The following is a 22,062-nucleotide window of genomic DNA, read 5'->3' as shown; positions in this document are numbered from 1 at the left end:
AAAAATGCGCATAACATACCCCGAACCAAGCTAAATTTAAAGCTTTATCCCGTGTAAAACGCATTTGTTTAGTTAACTAGCGCAAATTTTGCAATTATATGGGCAGAAATTGCTTTTTTTCCAACATTGGGTTGAAATCTTTCATCCGACATTGCTGACATCATACGCGCAGGAGCGCCATACGATTGTTCTTTTAAATACACAATATGACCCAATTTTTTACCGGTATGTTTGGCCATGACTGTCGCTTTTTCGGTAGCGTTAACTATTGCTTGCTCAAGCGCCTGCTGATAAAGCTGCTGCGCTTTACTTATCGACATTTGCAATGGCGATACCCTATTGATACCAATAGATGTTGCTTTATTAAGTAACTTTTCATAAGTATTGATATCAGTCAAATGAACCACAATTACGCGACTAACTTGGTAAACGAGCTTTTTCTTTTGTTGATTATGTTTTCGTTGCAGTTTATTAACATTATCAATTTTTACGTAGCTATTATTCGCTTGTTTCTCAATAATACTTAATTCGGGCAATTCAGTGTCGTTATCAATATAAACAGGCACGATTGTGATGCGCTCTGATTCGATATCTTGATTATCTATTGTTAAGCTTAACGCTTGCTTAACTAACAGTTGGCTTTTTTGATCAACCAAAGCTTTCGCTTTACTGGAGCTGACCGCTCGCTCACTAATCGTAAACACACTGGTGAATACATCAGGAATTGCTGAAATCTCTGCTTTACCGGATACTTCAATACCAACAAAGTCGTCAGCAAAAGTCTGCAACGAAATAGCGCATAAGACCAAACACTTCAATAATGTTTTCATGAGTATTCCTCTTTAATGATTTTGTCTAGCTAAAAGACATAAGTAACAAGTTAAAAGCTACAAGACATAAGCTAGAAGTTAAAAGCTATAAGCTAATATGTGAAAAGCGCAAAACAATAAATGAAAAACTTAACTTAACAGCTCATTCATTTGTTCAGTAAGTTTAGCAACTTGCATCTCTAGCATTTCTACGCGTTGCAATAATGCTTCATCCGTCAAGCCTTGCCCTGTAACCGCCGCCGTTACGGTATTTTCATGCGTTACATCTGCTTGGCTGACTTCGCCTGAAAATAAATGTGCATAGCGCGATTCTCGTTTGCCGGGTTCACGCGCTAGTTTAACAACGTATTGTTGCTCATTTAAGTCATGCAATTGTGTTAATGCCGCTTCGACTGCATCAACATTAGCAAAATCAGCTAAACGATTACTGCGTGTCCTTAGTTCACCCGGTGTTTGCGGACCACGTAGAAACAATAAACAGATGATTGCACGCTGCTGCGCGGTTAATTGCAAATCACCAAATTCAGTATTACAAAAGCGATGTTGATACTTTGCAACTCTGCCACTAAAAGCGCCTTGATCACTAATGAGATTTTGCGACATAAGCTCATCTACCACCTGCTGTACTTCGCTTTCGGTTAACGACAGTACGGGTTCGCGGTTACTTTTTTGATTACAGGCATTGGTTAAACTGTTAAGCGATAGCGGGTATTGATCAGGTGTGGTAATTTCTTTTTCAAGTAAAACACCAATAACGCGGCATTGCATTGGGGATAAATGATTCATTTAGCTTCCTTTTAACTATTCAATGGCCTAAGAATAAACTCAACACTTTATTCAGTTTACTTAAAACTTAATAGCCAATAACAACTCGATAGGTAAATATTTGATTATCATACTAGTATACTTTTTATTTTGCGTGATTAATCTTAAACAATGTCGAAAATTTTCTATTTACCTTGAATGATTGATAGGACTTATATTACATTGATTTAAAAATAAACAGCTTAGTTAAAGCGCAGATGAAACTTATTTTATAGTTTATAAGCAAACTAAAGTTGTTGAATACCACTTTAACTGTAGTCTGGTTGTGTATTTTCGACCAAGTGTAAAAGTAAGGTTTATCATATGACAGTAAAACAACACATATCACGTAGGCGCTTCCTCAAACGCTCATCTTTACTCTCTTTAACAAGTGCAACTACTATAGGCTCATTAGGTTTAGGAGGGCTACTAAATACCTCTTCCGCCTTGGCAGCTACTAGCGATTACAAAGCATTAGTGTTTGTTTTTCTCGCAGGCGGTAACGACTCCTTTAATATGATAGTACCTAAAGGTGATGGGCCGCTAAGAGATCAGTATCAACAAGGTCGACGAACTATTGCCATACCCGCCGAGCAATTACACACGTTAGATTTAGTTACTGCTCCTCAGATATATGGAGGAGAAAATTACGCAGAATTTGGTATGCATCCGGCTTGCGCTGATTTAGCCACCCTGTTTAACGACCAAGAAATGTCGGTTTTGTGTAACATTGGTAACCTTAACGTACCAACAACACGCGAGCAGTTTTTAGATAAGTCAGTATCATTACCTGAGCAACTATTTTCACATTCAGATCAACAACGCCAGTTTCAAAGTGATCCCTCTACTAAATTTACCTTTGGTTGGGGCGGTCGAGCTGCCGAGCTTTTAACCAGTTACAATACTGGCTCGGTATCACCACTGATTTCTGTTTCAGGTTTAAATTCATTTCAAGTCACTAAAAATAGCGTTATTAACCCTTATGTCATGAGCAGTACCGGGCTCACTAAACTAGATGGCTATAATGGCCAGCGACAAACCATGCTTGAAAATGCATTTGACAGTGTCAGTGATAGCGATCATTTAATGGTACAAAAGTATCGCGACGTGTTTAGTTCAGCACGAGGTGCACAAACGATTATCGGCAGTGCTTTTAATCAAGCTGATGCTAACGGCGTTGATTATGATAGCGTTTTTTCTGCGGCTGATAGTAATAACACTAAAACGTCAAAACGACTAAAAACCATCGCCAAAATGATCGCAGGTCGAGAATCTACGGGTAATAATCGTCCGGTGTTTTTTGTTCAAGTTAACGGCTTTGATACCCATCAAAACTTATTGGCAGATCACTCTTTACTGATGAGCGAATTAAATGATGCATTAAAAGGGTTTAGAGACGCACTTGTTGCACAAGGGGATTTTGACAAAGTATTGACCTTTGTTGGCTCTGAATTTGGCCGGACTTTTACCCCAAATGGTGACAGTGCAGAAAGTGGAACTGACCATGCATGGGGTGGACATGCCCTTGTAATGGGCAATATGGTAAACGGTGGGCAATTTTTTGGCACACACCCAGACTTAAAATTAGCACAAGGCCTTGACGCTAGCACTGGTCGTGGTCGCTGGGTTCCCACTACCGCAACATCGCAGTGCGGTGCGGTTATTGCTAAATGGCTTGGGGTGCAAGACAGCGATTTAAATCAACTCTTCCCTTCCCTAGATAACTTCCCTAGCCCCTTTGATGCCTCAGAAAACCTAACGTTTATCAAAGGAGCATAACGATGAATATTACCAGAAAGTTTGTCTTATCTTCTGCAACAATGCTAAGCAGTCTTTTTATGCTCGCCTCATGTGGTGGCAGTGGTGACTCAGACACAACTACCACACCCGATGCACCAAAAGCACAAATAAGCATTAATACTGTCGTAAGCTCTGCCATCGAAAAAAGTAACCAACTTGCTAAATTCACCGTTTTACGTCAAGGCACAACTGCGGCGCTAAATATAAATTATTCACTATCCGGCAATATTGATGCTGCCAAAGGCTCTGCAAGCAGTGAAGACTACCTATTGGTATACAGCGATGGAGGCAACGTCGGAGCGACTATTGAACTAGCTGAAAATCAAAATTCACGTGTCATCGAAGTACATCCGGTGCAAGATGGCATGCATGAAGTTCCCGAGGTTTTAACATTTACCCTAGAGAGCGCTAGCAGCTACGATACTTCCAATGAAAACAAGGTTGAAATTGTTATTACAGACGCAACGAATGCCCCAGAAAATGCCAAGGTATTTCTGGGAATTTTTAGCCCTCAAGATAACGCACAAACATCGGCAACAGGCGTTTTAAGTTTAATATTGCAAGGTGACAACAATCAGGCAAAGCTCAGTTATACGTTTTCAGATTTAACGACGATACAAACCGACCAACATATTCATTTAGCGCCTGCGGGGTCAATGATCAAAGACATAGAATTTACTGGTCCGCAAACCAATTATTTATGGGATTTAGCCCCTGGCGGTATTTTCACCACCGAGCAACAAATGCTTGATACACTTTTTGAAGGCAAATTTTTTGTCAACATTCATACCGCTAACTATCAACAAGGGGAAATTTCTGCTGCCATCACCTATGACGCTAATGTAGAGCCGCCCGTTGATAGCCCATTATCAGAAGAAGATGTTGACCGAGATATTGTGCGTTTCTTAAATCAAGCAACTTTTGGCGCGACTCCTGCTGACTATTCAGTGCTTCGCAGTCAAATTAGCGCAGACGGCGTTAATAGAATGCAAGTATATAGCGCTTGGCTCGAACAACAATTTGCAACGCCACAGACTCATTATCTTGCGTTAACAGATGAAACTATTCCCTTATTTGGTGAAGAAACGGAAAGAAATCTAAGGCGAGATAATTTTTGGCCAATAGCGGTATACGGTAACGATCAACTAAGGCAGCGTATGGCGTTTGCACTCAGTGAAATTTTAGTCGTAGGCGATGCCAATAGCCCGCTAAAAACCGCACACCGAGGTTTAACGCATTATTGGGATCAATTAGCGAGTAATGCCTTTGGTACTTATCGCCAAACTATAGAAGATGTTACTTTACACCCGGTAATGGGCGTTTGGCTTAGCCATTTACGTAATCAAAAAACGGATCTTGAACTCGGTTATTACCCAGATGAAAACTACGCACGAGAGATAATGCAACTGTTTACTTTTGGCCTAGTTCATCGGCAAAAAAATGGTGCTATTAAATTAGGTTCAGATAATTTGCCAATACCAACTTACGACAACCAAGTTATCAAAGAAATGGCCAAAGTATTTACTGGTTTAGGTTTTAGTTATAAGAATAGCGATAGTGATAAAGTTGAAAATAACTATTTCTTTTTAGGAAACGCAACGAACGATTACCAATACCGCTGGACTGAACCGATGAAGTTTTTCACTGCACACCATGAATTTGGTGAAAAAACATTATTTTCAGACAAGGATAACCTAATCACCGTACCAGACAGTTCAGAACAGTCGGTTCAAGCAGCACAGCAAGAGCTTGATTTTGTTTTAGATGCGCTAGTTGCCCATAGCACTACGGCTCCCTTTATAAGTCGTCAGTTAATTCAACGTTTCGTTACCTCAAACCCTAGCGCTGACTATATTGAACGCGTTGCAAATGCCTTTGGCAATACCGGTGATTTGAAAGCCGTTATTCGTGCAATTTTGTTAGATAAAGAGGCACGGAATCCAAACATTAGTAACTCACAAACCTTTGGTAAAGTAAAAGAGCCGTTATTACATATGACAGGAATAATGCGTTTACTCAAAGCACATTCTGACATTCCTTTGGCTGGCGGAAATAACGGTTTAGATTTAGCTGTTGCTGACCAATATGCTAATGATGCAACCTTACTACGTGTCGATTCACTTAATATTGGTCAATATGCACAAGGATCGCTTTCGGTATTTAACTTTTTCTTACCTGATTTTTCGCCGACGGGAAATATTTCCGCCCAGTCGCTCGTTGCACCAGAATTGCAGCTACTCACAGAAACGCAGCTGTTTTTAACATTAAATACCTATCATAAATTATTAACACGTGGCTTTTTACGAAATACAGCTGTTAAGCATTCAAACTTTACTGAAGAGCAGCTTAAGGTTGAGTTAACGCCAAGTATACTTACCAATATTTGGACGACAACCGAAGGTGATGAACAAGTTAAAGCGACTGCTGTGGTGGATTATTTAGATTTTTATCTGACCAGCGGTCAGCTTAAAACCAGTGATAATCAAAATTCGCGTCAAACGCTGATAAATACATTAACCGAAAGTGATGACAGTGAGCGCTATAATATTGCAGTTTATGGCGTAGCTGCACTACCCGAGTTTCAATTACAACGTTAAAAGAGCATAGCCTATTCGACTTTAATGAGCTTTTAACGTTTTACCCACTAAAACATGAGATCAAAAAAGGCGTTAAGGATATTTTCCTTAACGCCTTTTTAACTATCAAATTATGCATAAATATACATACTATTAAATTTACTGATAGGTTTAATTAAAAACTAGTCACCGCTAAACCGTTACCGGCTTTACACACATAAATATCAGCGTGCAAATCAAATTGTGCGTGATATTTTTCAGTAACTGCAGCTTTAATGCTGTCAACATCTTCAGCACGACATAAACATACGATAGCGCCACCAAAACCGCCACCTGTCATACGAACTGCGCCGCGATCACCTAAGGCTTCTTGACAAATAGTCACTAAACCGTCGGTTGCAGGTACTGTTACTTCAAAGTCATCACGAAGCGAGACATGCGAGCCAGTCATTAATGAGCGAAGCGCGTCCATGTCATTATTTTTAAGTGCCACTGTCGCGGCAATAACGCGCGAATTTTCAGTGATCACGTGATGAGCACGTTTGTATTCGTTTTCAGTCATGTCACTTTTCGCTTGCGCAAGTTTATCTAAATCTGCGCCACGTAGTGTTTTTACACCCATTTTACTTGCCGCTTGCTCACAATCAATACGGCGTTGGTTGTATTCACTGTCCACTAACTTACGCGGGTAATTAGAGTTAACAATAACAATTGATAAATCTTCAGGAATTGAAATCGCTTCAGTTTCAAGGTTTTCGCAGTCAATAAGTAACGCGTGACTTTTTTCACCTTCAGCAGAGATTAACTGATCCATGATGCCACATTGGCAGTCCATAAAGTCGTTTTCAGCTTCTTGACCTAATACCGCAATGCGTTGTTCAGATAAACCAAAACCACCGATAGCATTAAATACACCGCCAATAGACACTTCAAGAGCAGCTGACGAAGATAAACCACTACCTTGCGGTACGTCTGACTCAATTAATAAGTCTACGCCTTTAAGGGCAAAACCTGCACGCTTAAATACAAATGCCATCGCTCTAATGTAGTTACCCCATTGCGAATCGCCTTTGGTGATTTCTTCACTTGCGCTAAATTCGTCTTTTTCACCTGGGTAGCTCATTGAGTGCACAACAATTTTGTCATCTTCACGTTGACGATATAAAACACGCGTTGCGTATTCTAGCGCACAAGGTAAAACAAAACCGTCATTATAATCGGTGAATTCACCAATTAAGTTTACGCGACCTGGCGCAATTGAAATAGCGTTAGCTGGTTGTTGATAAAGTTCTTCAAATCTATCTTTTAGCATATCAAAGCTCATTTTATTCCCCTTGCTTATAATGCGTTGTACTTACTTCGCGTAAAATTTTCGCAGCGGTTTCAGCGCTTAAATCACGCTGACTTTCGGCTAACATTTCATAGCCAACCATGTGTTTTTTCACACTAGCTGAGCGTAATAACGGCGGATAAAAATGTGCATGCAAACGCCAATGACTATCATCTTCTGCTTTTGCCGGTGCACTGTGCCAACCCATAGAGTATGGGAAACTACAATTAAATACGTTGTCGTAGCGAATTGTTAGCTCTTGCAAAATTTCAGCTAAAGCGTCTTTTTGTGCTTGAGTTAATTGACCAAAGTGACGAACGTCACCTTTAGCAACTAATAAGGTTTCAAACGGCCATGCAGCCCAAAACGGCACAACCACTAACCAATGGTCATTTTGTGCAACAACACGGTCTTGTTGAGCCACTTCTTTGGCAACATAGTCACCTAATAAGTTACTGCCGTGTTTTGCTTGATAGGCAAACTGGTTTTTATCTTCAACTTCAACTTCTGTCGATAGGTGGTCATGCGCCCAAATTTGACCATGTGGGTGCGGCTGAGAACAGCCCATAATCGCGCCTTTGTTTTCAAAAACGTGCACGCAGTTGTACTGCTCGGCAAGTTCAACATAGTTTGACTGCCAAGTATCAATCACTTTACTGATTTCATTTGGCGTTAACTCAGGTAACGATTTATTGTGATCCGGTGAGAAACAAATCACGCGACATTCACCATTAGCGACATCGGCTTCAAATAATGGGTTTTGCTCAGCATCTGCTAATGCTTCTGTGCCCGATTGCTCTGAAACTAATGCGCCAAAGTCATTTTTAAACACAAAAGTGTCTTTGTATTCTGGATTATGCGTATCGTTTGCACGTGAATTACCCGGACATAACGGACAATTTTCATCGTATTTTGGTAACGCTTCGCCTGATGGTGCTTCAGTGGCACCTGACCAAGGACGATTATTACGGTGTGGTGATACTAATACCCAGTCACCCGTTAATGGATTTTTGCGACGATGGGTAAATTCTAAGTTATTCATTAATTACTCCAACCCATTTGGGTATTTTGACTGCCAATGCCAGGTATCATCTGTCATTGCTTTAATATCGAGTTTTGCGGTCCAACCTAATTTTTCTTTGGCAAGTGACGCTTCAGCATAATTGCTAGCAATATCACCAGGTCTTCTTGGCGCCATTTTATAGGCAACATCAACACCTGAAGAGGCTGAAAATGCTTTGATCACTTCTAGCACTGAATAACCTTGCCCAGTGCCTAAGTTATACGGTAAAAAGCCGCTGTCTTGTTTATGTGCTGAAAATGCCGCAACATGGCCTTCCGCTAAATCCATAATATGAATATAGTCACGAACACCTGTGCCGTCAGGTGTGTTGTAGTCATCACCAAAAACGCTAACAAATTCTCTTTTACCAACCGCTGTTTGGGCAATAAATGGCATTAGGTTATTCGGAATACCAGACGGACTTTCGCCCAACAATCCACTAGGGTGAGCGCCAACAGGGTTAAAGTAACGAAGTGCAATAGCTAACGCATTGTCGTCTGAGGCACAATTGTCCGCTAATATTTGTTCAACCATCACTTTTGTCCAACCGTATGGGTTAGTTGCAGAGATAGGATGTTTTTCATCGATAGGAAGATATTGCGGATCGCCATAAACCGTTGCTGAAGAGCTGAAAATAATACGGTTAACACCAACTTCTTTCATCACTTCTAACATTGCCACTGTACCTGAAACGTTATTTTGGTAATAACGCAGGGGTTGTTCGGTCGACTCTCCTACCGCTTTTAACGCAGCAAAGTGAAAAACAGCTTCAATATTATTTTCTACAAGGGCGGCTTTAAAGTGGGCTTTATCAAGGATATCTCCTTCGATAAAGTCAAAGCGTGCGCCGGTGATAACTTCTAGTTGATCAAGTACTTTAATGCTGGCATTGGATAAGTTGTCATAAATAACTGGCGTATAACCTGCTTTATGCAAAGCTATACAAGTATGGCTACCAATATATCCCATACCGCCTGTAACAAGAATTTTCACTATCGTTCCTTAGAAAAGAATACAAAAACTATTTGTATGATAAATAATACTATAAAATTAATTTGTAAAGCAAGTGTTAAATTAAACGCGATGCAAATTACGTTTCACATCATATTATCATGAACATATGATGTTTATGTAGCTAAAATTATTTAAATAACGCAATTATTTTTTAAGCCCTATAAACAACTGCCCAGTATATGAATAAAATAAAAAAATCGAGCACAAAATTGTGCTCGATTTTATTAAATATAAACTTAATTGGCTGGATAACTAAAAGCGATATACCATGCCTAAATTAAAGCGACGCCCTGGTGCTGCGATATAATTAATCAACTCTTCATGATGTAAGTAACGAATCGTTTTAGAGTCATTTAAGTTGATCGCTGAGAAGTTAACTTTAAGGTGTTTACCAATCTTGTAATTAACACTTAAATCCAGTTGACCGCGAGCATCTTCTAGCTCAGGTAAAAAGTCATCAGTGCCCCACCCTAATCGCACATTTTCGCGGCGTGTAAATTCACTACGCCAGTTATAGGCTAAACGTACACTTAAATCACCGTCATCATAAAATGCAGATACATTGTAGCTGTGCTTAGACAAACCACGGCGGCCAATTTCGTTGCCTTCGGTATCGGTTAAGTCTGAATCTTCATCTGAAAAGGTGTAGTTTAAACCAAGTCCTGTATGTTCAAACAGACTTCCTAAATCCGCTAATGAATGTTGCAGAGCAAATTCAGCACCGTAAATAGTTGTTCCAGGTAAGTTTTGATATTGACGCGCTTGAAAGGTTTCATCGCCAATAACTAAATCAAATGTTTCTGCTGGTAGTGCAATAATACTGTCTAAATCTTTATAGAAAAGAGCTGCAGAAAACATGCTTTCAGCTGAGTAGTACCACTCATAAGAAAGGTCAAGGTTAACTGCTCGTACTGGATCTAAGTCAGGATTACCAAGAATTGCAGTACCGTTGTAATCATCAATATCAGAGCCATAAAAGTATTGCGTACTTGGTGATATTTGACCTAAACCAGGACGTTGTACGGCTTTATAAGCAGCAAAACGCATAATCATTTCATCATTTAAACCTAAGTTTAAGTTCATCGATGGTAAAAAATCATGGTAGCTATTGTCATAGGTATTCCAATCAAAGCTGCCGCCAGCAATCTTTTCGTAACCCGCAGACGTTGTTTTTGTTTCTATGTAACGGGCACCAAAGTTACCATAAAAAGGTAAGTCTCCAATTTCACTTGAAAAGTCAGCGCGCATGTATAAAGCAAGGGTATCTTCACCTATGTCATAACGTGTGCTTAAATCTTCATAATAACCGTAACCTGTCTCTTCATTAATGGCACGAATATCATGCATATTGAAATAGTCAGTGAAAAAGTCTATGTCACAATCTGTACCAATCCAATTCTCGGGTAAATCACTGCCTTCTAAATCAACGCCGTCACTTTCAACTAAACAATGAGCAAGATCAGAAGAGATCTGTTGGTTATTAGCCCATTCATTACTATCAGGGTTTACCGCAACTTTCTGCATATTTACATTGAGGTATTTACCATCCACCATGGTTTGCTTGTTTTGGTTCATGTTTTCATAAGATACTTTTTCAAATGAACGACCTGCAACACGAATACCAGATTTAAATTGAGTAAAAAAATCGTTATCTAAGTCTAACGTAAAATCAAGCGTTAAGGCGTCATCGCGGTTACGTGCATCATGAGCAATACGCTGCATTTGATAGTAGTGCAAGCGATCATCTAGCGGGTTGGTGATATCTATTTTTTCACCCGTTTCAGGATCGTATAAACCGCCATTTGGAATGCCACCACCTGAGAAGTCAAAATTTAAATCGCCACCCCAGTCTTTACCGTCGATTCTATTATCACCGTTCCAGTCATAGCCCATCGTCAAACCCGCTTGTTCTGTTTGGGTTCTACCGTAAGTAACATTATATTGCATGGCAATATTTAAACTGTCGTTAACTTGAACATCACCACCTAAGGTAAATTTATGTGAACGCGCGTTTTTCTCACGAATTGAAGGCGCGCCCCCCATACGAACGCTAGCGCCACTAATAGTGCCTTCATTAATAATGTAACTACCATCGCCTAAGTTTGCACCACTCCAATCAGAGCCTTCTTTAATTTCAGAATGAGCAGCACTTGAGGCCATAGAAGCAGAAGAACCCGTTACAAATTCATCATTTTGAGTAAAGGTGTAATCAAAGAAAAAATTGGTGATATCGTTAGGCTGCCATTGCAATGTAGTATTGAACGAATCACGTTGACTTTCTTTATAGCTGGTTGAAGATTTTAAACCGTTAGGAATGTAATACACATCGCTATTATTGATTTCACCATCGCCATTAACGTCAATACCACCTTCTCTTTTTAACCAAGCACCATCTGCACTTTCAAAGTCACCCGCGCCATATACGTCAGTTTTACTGGTAACGTTTTTACGACCGGCATTCACTATTACGCCAAAATCGCCAATTGCAGTATCACGAAAGCTTTTTGCTAAAAAGGCGTTAAAATCTGGGTCAAACTCACCGCTTTGTTCATTGTATTTAGTCTTAGCTGAAACTGTCGCCACTTGATTTTTCTTCATATCTAACGGACGACGCGTTTTTAAATTAACCGTACCACCTAAAGAGCCTTCAATTCTGTCTGACGTAGGTGCTTTTAAGACTTCAATACCCGAAAATAGCTCTGACGGAAGATCTTGAAAGTTTATGCTTCTTCCTGCGCCTGAACCCGAACCAACCTGACCATTAATTTCGACGTTGTTGTCAGATATACCACGAATTTGAACACTAGAGCCTTCACCGTCTGCTGAACGCCCCATTTGAATACCGGTTACACGCTGGAGCGCCTCAGCAATATTTTCATCAGGAAGTTGACCAATGTCTTCGGCCGAAATAGTGTCTTTAATTTCAGTTGAAAATCGTTTGTCGTTCATTGACTCTTTCAAGCTGCCACGCACACCAGTAACGGTAATAACTTCGACTTCTTCAGCCGTTATTTTTGGTACATCAACCTTATCTTGTGCTAATGCAGGCAATGTTGAAACGCTAGCGGCGATTAAACACGCCTGACTAATACGACTTAACGCAAACTTTTTTTGCACAACCATTTTCTCCTCAGAAATTTTAACAAACAATTACCTGCGACTTCTTTGAGTCTGCTACGTTAATTATTCACTCATGTTTTATCAGTTTATTTGCAGGCTAAAATATTGAATTTTGAAAGTGCCCGTAAAAACATTCGGAGGAATATACTATTTATAGGATGAATAACAATGCGCCGAGCGGCCCGTTTAACACTTATGTGACACAAATGGGCACATACAAAGAAAAACAACACCACAGGTACATTTCAATTACACAGAAAATGATTTTGTTACACTCTTTGTTTAGCAAGTGTTAGCAAAAAACTTAAAGTAAATTCATTAAATTGACGGTAAGTATGTTGTAAATGGTTGCAAACAAAGGTTGATAAGTAGCTAAAACGTTCGTTTTTGTAGCAGTTAAAAATGGCAGAAAATGCGGTTAATAATGAGTAATAACGGATGAAGGTTGAAGGTAGATAAATTAAAAACTCATACTGCTTTGAGGAGTATAATCGCATGAGAAAGAAAAAATGCGTGCCTCACTCTAGGCGATATATCGCTGAAATGAGGCATAATTGAAGTAGGCATATTAGCCCTTTTTATAAACGACTGGCAATAAGTTGGTCAACAACCGCCTTTACTTGAGCGGAAACTGCTTCTTTCGATTGAGAAGCATCGATAATAGTAAATTTATTTGGCGCTTCCTTTGCTTGCGTTAAATAACCTTGACGTGCTTTTTCTAAAAATTCCATTTTCTCATCTTCTAAGCGATCCAAACCTTCACCGCGCTGTTTAACACGCTCAAGACCTACTTTCGGATCTAAATCGAGAATTATATTCATGTCAGCTGAAAAACCACTGAGTGCTAAATCGTTAATTTGCTTAATGGTATCAATGTCAATTCCACGCGCGTAGTGCTGAAAACTAAAAGTTGCCGCATCAAAACGGTCACTTATCACCACCTTACCAGCTGCTAATGCAGGGATGATTTTTTCATTAACATGCTGCGCACGAGCCGCGCCAAATAGCATCAGCTCAGTCAAGTTATGCATTTCCGGTGTAGAGGGGTCTAATATCACCTCACGAATTTTTTCACTGATCGCTGTGCCGCCCGGCTCTCGGGTTACAACGGTTTCAATATTTTTGTCTTGTAGATATTGTTCAATCGTTTTGATTACTGTGGTTTTTCCTGCGCCGTTACTGCCGTCGCATACTAACATAAAGCCATTTTTCATTAATTTATCTCAAAGCACATTGGGTAAATAGTGCTGTAGTCGATTGTCATATTAGGTTGCTATCTTAACGTGACTGACATCATTATTCAGCACCTTGTTCAGCGATTATTTCAATAAAGTTAACTTTTTCGTTTAAGCTGATATTTCGCTACTGCGCGATTATGCTCGACCAAGGTTTTAGAAAAAACATGATGGCCATTACCTTGGCTGACAAAATAAAAATAGTCGGTACTTGCTGGCTGCATAACCGCTTCTAACGCGGCTAAACCTGGCATAGCAATAGGCGTTGGCGGTAAACCGTTAATGCGATAAGTATTATAAGCAGTTTTTTCACGTAGGTGCTTACGGGTAATATCGCCTTGATAGCGATCACCTAAGCCATAAATAACCGTTGGGTCGGTTTGCAGGCGCATTTTCTTATATAAACGATTAACAAATACTGACGCAATAACTGGCTTTTCACTTAATTGCGCACTTTCTTTTTCAACAATTGATGCCATGATCAACGCTTGATAAGGTGTTTGGTATGGCAAAGGCTCAGCACGTGATTGCCATAAATTGTCTAAGTGTTTTTTCATGACTTGATGAGCACGCGATAAAATCGTGATATCGCTGGTATTATCGGTATAGGCGTAGGTATCAGGAAAAAACCAACCTTCAGGGTTTTGACCATCTATGTTCAGTTTTTTCGTTAACGCAGTGATAGCTTGCTTGATGTTGTCATAATCTAAGGTATGTTTAACCTTAGGTTGTTTAGCAAGTAATGCCAACCACTCTTTAATGGTTGTGCCCTCGATAAAGGTGACACTAAATTGATGCTCTTTACCTGAGATAAATAATTGCAACAATTCAAGCGCACTGGCGTTGGCGTTTATTTGATAAGTGCCGGCTTTTAATTGTGTATATTGCGGATTTAAGCGCACATAGGCACGTATCCAAAACCTGTTTTCAAGCCAGCCTTTATCACGTAATTTGGCAGAAATTCCATTTAACGACTCGCCACTGATCACAGTAAATAATTCAGGATGTTCAATCGGCAAAGCTTTATTGATGTTTTTATGCATTAATGAAAAAAAAGTGAGCAACAAAACAACAACTAACACACCCAACAATAAGAATAGTTTTTTAAACACTAAATGATCCCTGAAAAGACGATGTTCCGATAGCCGATTATACCTGACTCGCTAATCTTTGTTGCACCGAAGTGACTAGATCGAGCGATAAGGTTTGTTGATTATAAAACTTGACCGGCACGATGCCCATAACGCAGTTACAGATAAACATAGCGTCTATCCTATCTAACGCGCTTTGCTCTATTTTCACTTGTTTTGCATCGGGAAAAGCCGCTAATATTTGGTCGCGTTGTAAGCCAGAAATACCTGCATCGGTGATCCGTGGTGTATACAGTTGTCCTGCTTTAAACCAAAAGACATTGCCAGAAGTCGCTTCAACAAGTTGATGGTTAAGATCATAAACTAATAAATCGTCTTCCTCACGCTGATCTAACTCTTGTCGAACGATAACTTGTTCTAAGCGATTTAAATGTTTAATTCCCGCTAACAAGGGATTTAAGCCAAGTAGCGTTTTGCTATCACCAACATTAATACCTTGTTGTTGCCATAGTTGATAATGGCTAGGAAACTCGTGCACGCTAACAATTACAGTTGGCTCGCTACACCCTATTCGTGAATAGCCCCGACCGCCTTGCCCTGCTGAAATAAGCACTTTCAATACGGCTAACGGAAACTTTTTAGCAACCTCAGTTATTTCCTGCTCAAGTTTGCCAAAGTCAACGTTAGATAAGGCTAAACGTTTGCAGCCATTTTTAAGACGCGTTAAATGCTGATGGTATAATTCGACCTTACCTTGGTTTATTTTGGCCGTGGTAAAAATACCATCGCCGTATGCTAAGCCACGGTCAAAAGCCGATGTATGTTGTTGGTCTTGAAAATTAACTGAACAATAAAGCATGATTATTTTTTACGTATAAAAAAGCCTAAATACTGCTTACCAGTATTCAGGCTTAAACTTTTGATATCAAGAATTAATTATACTGTTAAAGTAAAATTAACCTTAATTAAACTTTTTCAACAACAGTGAACCATTGGTGCCGCCAAAACCAAACGAGTTACATAAAGCGTACTCTAGGTTGACATCGCGGGCACTACCTTGAATAAAATCAAGATCACAACCTTCACTTGGGTTTTCCAAGTTAATCGTTGGTGGAACCACATTATTTTCTAATGCTTGTGCGGTAAATATCGCTTCTACAGCACCAGCGGCCCCTAATAAATGACCGGTCATTGATTTAGTAGAACCTACCATCAACTTATGCGCTTGCTCGCCAAACACTGATTTAACAGCACTGGCTTCAGCCAAGTCACCGGCATTAGTTGAAGTACCGTGCGCATTAATGTAGCCAATTTTATCTTTAGCCACACCTGCATCACGAATAGCGTTTTCCATCGCTAAAGCGGCACCTGCACCATCTGCTGGCGGCGACGTCATGTGATAAGCGTCACCACTCATCCCAAAACCGACAATTTCAGCAAAGATTTTTGCACCACGTGCTTTCGCATGTTCGTATTCTTCAATAACAACAATGCCTGAACCGTCACTTAATACAAAGCCATCACGGTCTTTATCCCAAGGACGACTTGCGCCTTGAGGATCGTCGTTTCGTGTCGACAGCGCACGCGCTGCACAGAAACCACCAATGCCTAATTCCGTTGATGCTTTTTCAGCACCACCAGCTAGCATAGCATCCGCATCGCCATGAGCAATCATTCGCGCAGCATGTCCAATGTTATGAACACCAGAAGTACACGCAGTAACAATTGCGATATTTGGTCCACGTAAGCCTAATTTAATCGACAAATGCCCTGCTGCCATATTTAAAATGGTAGATGGACAGAAAAAAGGAGAGAGCTTACGAACGCCGCCTTTAAGGTATTTTTGATGGTTTTCTTCGATTAACGATAAACCACCGATACCAGAACCAACGGCAACACCAATACGACCCGCATTTTCTTCGGTAACTTCTAAGCCTGAATGTTTAAAAGCTTGAATACCAGCTGCTAAGCCATATTGAATAAATAGATCCATTTTTTTAGCATCTTTTTTGGCTATGCCAAATTGCTCAGGATCAAAATTTTTGACTAAACCAGCAAACTTAGTTGGAAATTGGCTAACATCGAAATGATCAATTAAATCAATTCCGCTATTACCTTGAAGTAAGTTTTGCCAAGTAGAATCAGGATCGTTTCCCAGAGGGGAAAGCATACCATAACCGGTAATTACAACACGACGCATGGGAAGAGTTGCCTCCGATAGAGTTGAATTTTTGAAAGGTTTTTGATTATTTAATTAAATCGTGAGAGCTTGTTAAATAATGCAAAATTATCAATATAAAGACTCAGACGATTACACCTAAGGTATAACCGTCTGAATATTACTATTACTGGTTAGCAGTAACGTAATCGATAGCAGCTTGAACAGTTGTGATCTTTTCAGCTTCTTCGTCAGGAATTTCAGTATCAAATTCTTCTTCTAACGCCATTACTAATTCAACTGTATCTAAAGAGTCAGCACCTAAATCATCAACAAATGAAGAATCATTTTTTACTTCTTCTTCACTTACACCTAATTGTTCTACAGTTATTTTCTTAACGCGTTCTTCGATAGTACTCATTTTATTTCCTTTACTAGAAATGCAATTTTAAAAAATTGCGTGTAGTTTATTCTTGAAATGCAAAGCTTGCAAGCATCTAATTTTGTTTTTTTTGTGGTCTAACCTGTTGAGCCTTAAATTTTAATACAATGAAACACCTTGTAACATCAAAATATAAAAGCTCAACAAAAAGAAACCATTAAACCATGTACATGCCACCATTTACATGGATAGTTTCGCCAGTAATGTAGGCTGCAGCGTCAGACGCTAGAAATGCAACTGTGTTAGCAATTTCTTCTGGCTTACCTAAACGATTCGCTGGAACTTGAGAGAATATACCTTCTTTTTGTTCGTCAGTTAATGTTTGGGTCATATCTGTGTCGATAAAACCAGGTGCAATAGTATTCACAGTAATGCCACGAGAAGCAACCTCACGCGCTAATGATTTACTAAAACCAATTAAGCCCGCTTTTGCCGTTGCATAGTTCACTTGACCTGCATTACCCATAGTACCAACCACAGAGCCAATATTGATAATACGGCCGTTGCGTTTTTTCATCATTGGACGTAAAACAGCTTTACTGATTTTAAATACTGATGAAAGGTTTGTGTCGATAATGTCATTCCACTCGTCATCTTTCATGCGCATGAAGATATTATCACGGGTAATACCAGCATTATTGACTAAAATGTCGATACCGCCATGGTTAGCTTTAATGGTTTCAAATAAAGCCGCGATAGAAGCATCGTCAGTCACGTTTAGTACTTGACCTTGGTTCTCACCTAAATAGTCACTAATATTGTTAGCACCGTGTTCAGAAGTTGCAGTACCAATAACGGTTGCACCTAATTCTTTTAATTGTGTCGCAATTGCTTTACCAATACCACGACTTGCACCTGTTACCAGTGCGACTTTTCCGTCTAAAGAAAACATATTTTACCTACTTAATTAAGTCTAAAGCTTTCGTTAATGACGCATTATCATTTAACGAAACTGATGTAATTGTTTTATTGATGCGTTTGATTAAGCCTTGTAATACTTTGCCTGGGCCTGCTTCAACCACAAGTTCAACATTGTCGGCAGACATTTTTTCAATGGTTTCTGTCCAGCGAACCGGGCTATAAAGTTGTTTTACTAAGGCGGTTTTAATTGCGTCAGCAGAGTTTTCTATCGCAACATCAACGTTGTTAATCACTGAATAGCTTGGCGCGTTGAAAGTCACTTGCTCTAATTCAAGGGCTAATTGCTCAGCAGCAGGCTTCATTAATTCGCAATGAGAAGGAACGCTGACAGGAAGTGGTAATACACGCTTAGCGCCTGCTTCTTTACATAACTCAGAAGCACGCTCTACCGCTTCTTTATTGCCCGCGATAACTACTTGTCCTGGCGAGTTGAAGTTTACCGCTGAAACTACGTCATTTTGCTGCGCTTGCTGACAGGCTTCAATAATTTTATCGTCGGCTAAACCAATAACAGCCGCCATTGCCCCCGTACCTGCTGGCACACATGCTTGCATTAACTCGCCACGTTTTTCGACCAGTTTAACGCCTTGCGCTAAAGAGAAAACACCTGCACAAACTAACGCTGAATATTCACCTAAGCTATGGCCTGCTAGTACGCTTGGCTTCACATCAGTTTCTGATGCCCATAAACGCCACATCGCAACACTTGCCGTTAACAATGCCGGTTGAGTGAAATTAGTTTGATTTAATTGTTCAGCTGGCCCTTGTGCTACCAACTGCCATAAGTCATAACCTAAAGCACCAGATGCTTCAGTGAATGTATTTTTAACGATTTCGTGATCAGCAAAGTCGGCAAGCATAGCAACCGCTTGCGAGCCCTGACCAGGAAATACAAATGCTAAATTATTTTGCATTAGATTACCTAAATAATGGTTAACAAAATTCACTTTTAATCAGATTACAACAACACAATGAAGGTAATATGAATAAAAGCATTAAAAATTTCTAACTGAGAAATTAGTCTTTATGCAACAAGCTCTGTTCAAGTTTTACTTTTATTTTTTCAGGAACTTGTCGTTGTACTTCTTTAGACGCTTCATTAATCGCAGATAAAAAAGCCTGAATATTGGCATTACCATGACTCTTCACAACAATGCCGCGTAATCCTATCAAACTTGCGCCATTATACTGGTCGGGGTTCAGCGATTTAAAAAGCTTTTTTATCGTTGGGGCGATTAAACGACCAATTAAGCGGGCAATTAGATGCTGTGACAGTATATCTTTAAAGCGATTAAAAACTAAACGAGCGACACCTTCACAGGTTTTTAGCGCAACATTGCCGACAAAACCATCACAAACAATCACATCGGCCTTATTAGAAAATATATCGTTTCCTTCGACAAATCCTACATAATTAATGTAACTATTCGCGTTTAAGTGTTGTGCAGTAAGCTTAATATGATCACTGCCCTTAATTTCTTCTTCGCCCATATTTAACAAAGCAATACGAGGAGCATCAATTCCGTCAACCTCTTCTGCCATCACAGCGCCCATCACGGCAAACTGATACAACACATTTGAGTCGCAAAAAACATTCGCGCCCAAATCTAACATAAAAACATGCTTATCATTATTTTGGGTAGGTAAAGAGGAAATTAACGCCGGGCGTTCAACACCTGGTAAGGTTTTTAATACAAAGTGTGCTATTGAAAAAAGTGCGCCTGTATTGCCTGCACTTACGCATGCTTGAGCTTTTCCCTCATGCACTAAGTCTAACGCCTTACGCATTGAAGAGTCTTTTTTACTACGAATAGCAACTGCGGGTTTATCATCCATTTCGACCACTTGTGTAGTGGCAAAAATACTAAGTTGGGGATGATTAAGAGAATTGAGATTTTCTAGATGTTGTACAATAACCGACTCGGTACCGCACAAAATAAGATGCAAGTCTGGCGTTTGTTGAACAGCCAAAACTGCAGCAGGTATTGTTATATGGGGGCCTTTATCGCCCCCCATAACATCTAACGCTATGGTTAGATCAGTCAAAGTAATAACAACTTATTTGTTGATTACTTTTACACCTTTGTAAAAGCCGTCAGCTGTTACATGGTGACGACGATGCGTTTCACCTGATACTGGATCTACTGATAAGTTTTCAGCAGTTAATGCGTCATGTGAACGGCGCATGCCACGTCTTGAACGAGATTTCTTACTTTTTTGAACAGCCATTGCCTAGCTCCTAAAATCGGTTGGTAACTTAAAATAGTTACTTAAGTTTTTTTAACACGTCAAATGGATTCGGCTTATCTAGCTCTTCAGGCAATTCGCCCCAAACACTGTCAGCTTGCGCATTACAGTCTTCGAGTTCATGCCTAGGAATTAGAGGTATCGCGAGTAATAACTCGTCTTCAACTAATTCACGCAGGTTAACTTCACCATTTTCATCTAATTCTATTGCGTCATAATATGACGGCAATTCAGCAGCTTTTTCCGCATTTTTAGCAGGACTAAAAGAAAAGTCGATCTCTAAGTCTTGTTCAAATCCGTCAGTGCACCGCTGACAAGTTAATGTAACTCGTGCCGAGCCAGTTCCTGATATTTCTACCAAGCCCTGTTCATCCACACTAAATTTTACATTAATGTTTGCTTGCTCTCCCACACTTTCACATGCGGCGAGCAATCTATTCATTCCCGATAATTCAAAATACCCGTCGCAAACTAAGCGGCGCTGAGCACTTTTATACGGGTCTATCGTTATTGGGAGTTTAAGATTTTGCATAAGGCGCGCATAATAAAGCCCCAATAGGGCTGTGTCAAAAGAAAATTAGTTAAATTTCTTTAAAAAATCAATATCGACCCTATATTAACAACATTCTGATTATATTTTGAGTAATAATGATGCAACGCTTAGTTTTAGGCTCTACTTCCCCTTTTCGAAAGCAACTTTTAGAAAAACTAAATTTACCTTTTGATTGCGCTAAACCAAATATAGATGAAACACCAAAAACCGATGAATCTGCTCTTGAGTTGGTCCAGCGTTTAGCGGTTGAAAAAGCACAAGCCGTAGCCAGTGAATTTCCTGATGCGTTAATTATTGGCTCTGATCAAGTCGCACTTTGCGATGGTGATATTCTAGGTAAACCGCATACCTTTGAAAATGGCGTGAAACAGCTAAGTCAATTTAACGGTAAAAAAGTTTCTTTCTATACCGGCCTATGTGTTTTTAATAGCAAAACGGGCCAAAGCTATTCGTTAGTTGAACCTTTTTATGTGCATTTTAAAAATAACAGCCAAACAGCCATTGAAAATTACTTAAAGGCAGAACAACCTTACAATTGCGCAGGTAGTTTTAAAAGTGAAGGTTTAGGCATTTGTTTATTTGAAAAGCTCGAAGGTGACGATCCAAATACCTTGATAGGCTTACCCTTAATAAAATTAGTCGCTTTGTTAGAGCAACATGGTTTAGATGTTTTACAAGCACAGCCTTAAATAAGCGCCTAACACAAATAAAAAAACCTAAAGTAAAATGCTTTAGGTTTTATATTAGTTTTTTATATTAGGTTTCTATATAAGGTATTTATTGTATTAAACGAGTCGTTACACTAGAGCGTGTTGACCTTTGTAGTATAGATTTTGTTCGAATTAAACGTGATTTAATCAAGGCATAGCGATTGAAGT

19 protein-coding genes are annotated in these 22,062 nt (G+C 39.6%); 3 read left to right on the top strand and 16 right to left on the bottom strand.

Translation table 11 applies throughout. The features are described 5' to 3' along the window. Positions 1 to 68: 68 nt before the first annotated feature. Positions 69 to 830 carry an SIMPL domain-containing protein gene (locus ACRRSQ_RS19405; RefSeq protein WP_440877436.1) on the bottom strand — a complete coding sequence of 254 codons (762 nt, stop codon included), beginning with the start codon at positions 828 to 830 and terminating at the stop codon, positions 69 to 71. Between the two features lie 129 nt (positions 831 to 959). Further along, complete coding sequence (locus tag ACRRSQ_RS19400; protein WP_440877435.1) at positions 960 to 1,616, bottom strand: YceH family protein; 657 nt, start codon at positions 1,614 to 1,616, stop codon at positions 960 to 962. Between the two features lie 342 nt (positions 1,617 to 1,958). Here ACRRSQ_RS19400 and ACRRSQ_RS19395 point away from each other — a divergent pair, with 342 nt between their 5' ends. Together ACRRSQ_RS19395 and ACRRSQ_RS19390 are read left to right on the top strand one after the other, a co-directional pair. Then, positions 1,959 to 3,413, top strand: a complete 1,455-nt coding sequence (locus ACRRSQ_RS19395) for a DUF1501 domain-containing protein (protein WP_440877434.1) — start codon at positions 1,959 to 1,961, stop codon at positions 3,411 to 3,413. Positions 3,414 to 3,415: 2 nt separating this feature from the next. After that, entirely contained in the window at positions 3,416 to 6,031 is a 2,616-nt protein-coding gene (locus ACRRSQ_RS19390; protein WP_440877433.1) for a DUF1800 family protein, read from the top strand. Positions 6,032 to 6,185: 154 nt separating this feature from the next. Here the strand turns inward: ACRRSQ_RS19390 and galK are convergent, their stop codons facing one another. The 14 genes from galK to yceD form a co-directional block, all read right to left on the bottom strand. Continuing rightward, positions 6,186 to 7,334 carry a galactokinase gene (gene galK / locus ACRRSQ_RS19385; protein WP_440877432.1) on the bottom strand — a complete coding sequence of 383 codons (1,149 nt, stop codon included), beginning with the start codon at positions 7,332 to 7,334 and terminating at the stop codon, positions 6,186 to 6,188. A gap of 1 nt (position 7,335) precedes the next feature. Then, a complete protein-coding gene (locus ACRRSQ_RS19380) occupies positions 7,336 to 8,382 on the bottom strand; it encodes a UDP-glucose--hexose-1-phosphate uridylyltransferase (RefSeq protein WP_440877431.1) in 1,047 nt (348 codons plus the stop codon). Positions 8,383 to 8,385: 3 nt separating this feature from the next. Next, positions 8,386 to 9,396, bottom strand: a complete 1,011-nt coding sequence (galE, locus tag ACRRSQ_RS19375; protein WP_440877430.1) for a UDP-glucose 4-epimerase GalE — start codon at positions 9,394 to 9,396, stop codon at positions 8,386 to 8,388. 273 nt (positions 9,397 to 9,669) lie between these two features. Further along, positions 9,670 to 12,534, bottom strand: a complete 2,865-nt coding sequence (locus ACRRSQ_RS19370; RefSeq protein WP_440877429.1) for a TonB-dependent receptor — start codon at positions 12,532 to 12,534, stop codon at positions 9,670 to 9,672. A gap of 581 nt (positions 12,535 to 13,115) precedes the next feature. After that, a complete protein-coding gene (gene tmk, locus ACRRSQ_RS19365) occupies positions 13,116 to 13,751 on the bottom strand; it encodes a dTMP kinase (RefSeq protein WP_440877428.1) in 636 nt (211 codons plus the stop codon). A gap of 119 nt (positions 13,752 to 13,870) precedes the next feature. Beyond that, the gene (gene mltG / locus ACRRSQ_RS19360) at positions 13,871 to 14,884 is read right to left on the bottom strand and encodes an endolytic transglycosylase MltG (RefSeq protein WP_440877427.1); all 1,014 of its coding nucleotides are present in this window, start codon (positions 14,882 to 14,884) and stop codon (positions 13,871 to 13,873) included. Positions 14,885 to 14,921: 37 nt separating this feature from the next. Then, positions 14,922 to 15,722, bottom strand: a complete 801-nt coding sequence (gene pabC / locus ACRRSQ_RS19355) for an aminodeoxychorismate lyase (protein WP_440877426.1) — start codon at positions 15,720 to 15,722, stop codon at positions 14,922 to 14,924. Between the two features lie 102 nt (positions 15,723 to 15,824). Further along, positions 15,825 to 17,063, bottom strand: coding sequence for a beta-ketoacyl-ACP synthase II (fabF, locus tag ACRRSQ_RS19350; RefSeq protein ID WP_440877425.1), 1,239 nt, complete (start codon positions 17,061 to 17,063; stop codon positions 15,825 to 15,827). A 145-nt stretch (positions 17,064 to 17,208) separates the two neighbouring features. Continuing rightward, positions 17,209 to 17,442, bottom strand: coding sequence for an acyl carrier protein (acpP, locus tag ACRRSQ_RS19345; RefSeq protein ID WP_440877424.1), 234 nt, complete (start codon positions 17,440 to 17,442; stop codon positions 17,209 to 17,211). A 178-nt stretch (positions 17,443 to 17,620) separates the two neighbouring features. Then, the gene (gene fabG, locus ACRRSQ_RS19340; RefSeq protein ID WP_440877423.1) at positions 17,621 to 18,355 is read right to left on the bottom strand and encodes a 3-oxoacyl-ACP reductase FabG; all 735 of its coding nucleotides are present in this window, start codon (positions 18,353 to 18,355) and stop codon (positions 17,621 to 17,623) included. A gap of 7 nt (positions 18,356 to 18,362) precedes the next feature. Further along, positions 18,363 to 19,298, bottom strand: coding sequence for an ACP S-malonyltransferase (gene fabD / locus ACRRSQ_RS19335; RefSeq protein ID WP_440877422.1), 936 nt, complete (start codon positions 19,296 to 19,298; stop codon positions 18,363 to 18,365). A 103-nt stretch (positions 19,299 to 19,401) separates the two neighbouring features. Next, on the bottom strand, positions 19,402 to 20,430 hold the full coding sequence (gene plsX, locus ACRRSQ_RS19330; RefSeq protein ID WP_440877421.1) for a phosphate acyltransferase PlsX: 1,029 nt from the start codon (positions 20,428 to 20,430) through the stop codon (positions 19,402 to 19,404). Positions 20,431 to 20,442: 12 nt separating this feature from the next. Further along, a complete protein-coding gene (rpmF, locus tag ACRRSQ_RS19325) occupies positions 20,443 to 20,613 on the bottom strand; it encodes a 50S ribosomal protein L32 (protein WP_440877420.1) in 171 nt (56 codons plus the stop codon). A 37-nt stretch (positions 20,614 to 20,650) separates the two neighbouring features. Continuing rightward, a complete protein-coding gene (gene yceD, locus ACRRSQ_RS19320; RefSeq protein ID WP_440877419.1) occupies positions 20,651 to 21,163 on the bottom strand; it encodes a 23S rRNA accumulation protein YceD in 513 nt (170 codons plus the stop codon). 116 nt (positions 21,164 to 21,279) lie between these two features. On the opposite strand from yceD, the gene ACRRSQ_RS19315 reads away from it, so the two are divergent. Continuing rightward, complete coding sequence (locus tag ACRRSQ_RS19315) at positions 21,280 to 21,873, top strand: Maf family protein (protein WP_440877418.1); 594 nt, start codon at positions 21,280 to 21,282, stop codon at positions 21,871 to 21,873. Positions 21,874 to 22,062 lie beyond the last annotated feature (189 nt).

Source organism: Thalassotalea sp. PLHSN55, from assembly GCF_052030545.1.
GTDB lineage: Bacteria > Pseudomonadota > Gammaproteobacteria > Enterobacterales > Alteromonadaceae > CANMXU01.
The sequence above is the reverse complement of the archived record's forward strand: the minus strand, read 5'-3'. Positions and strand labels throughout refer to the sequence as shown.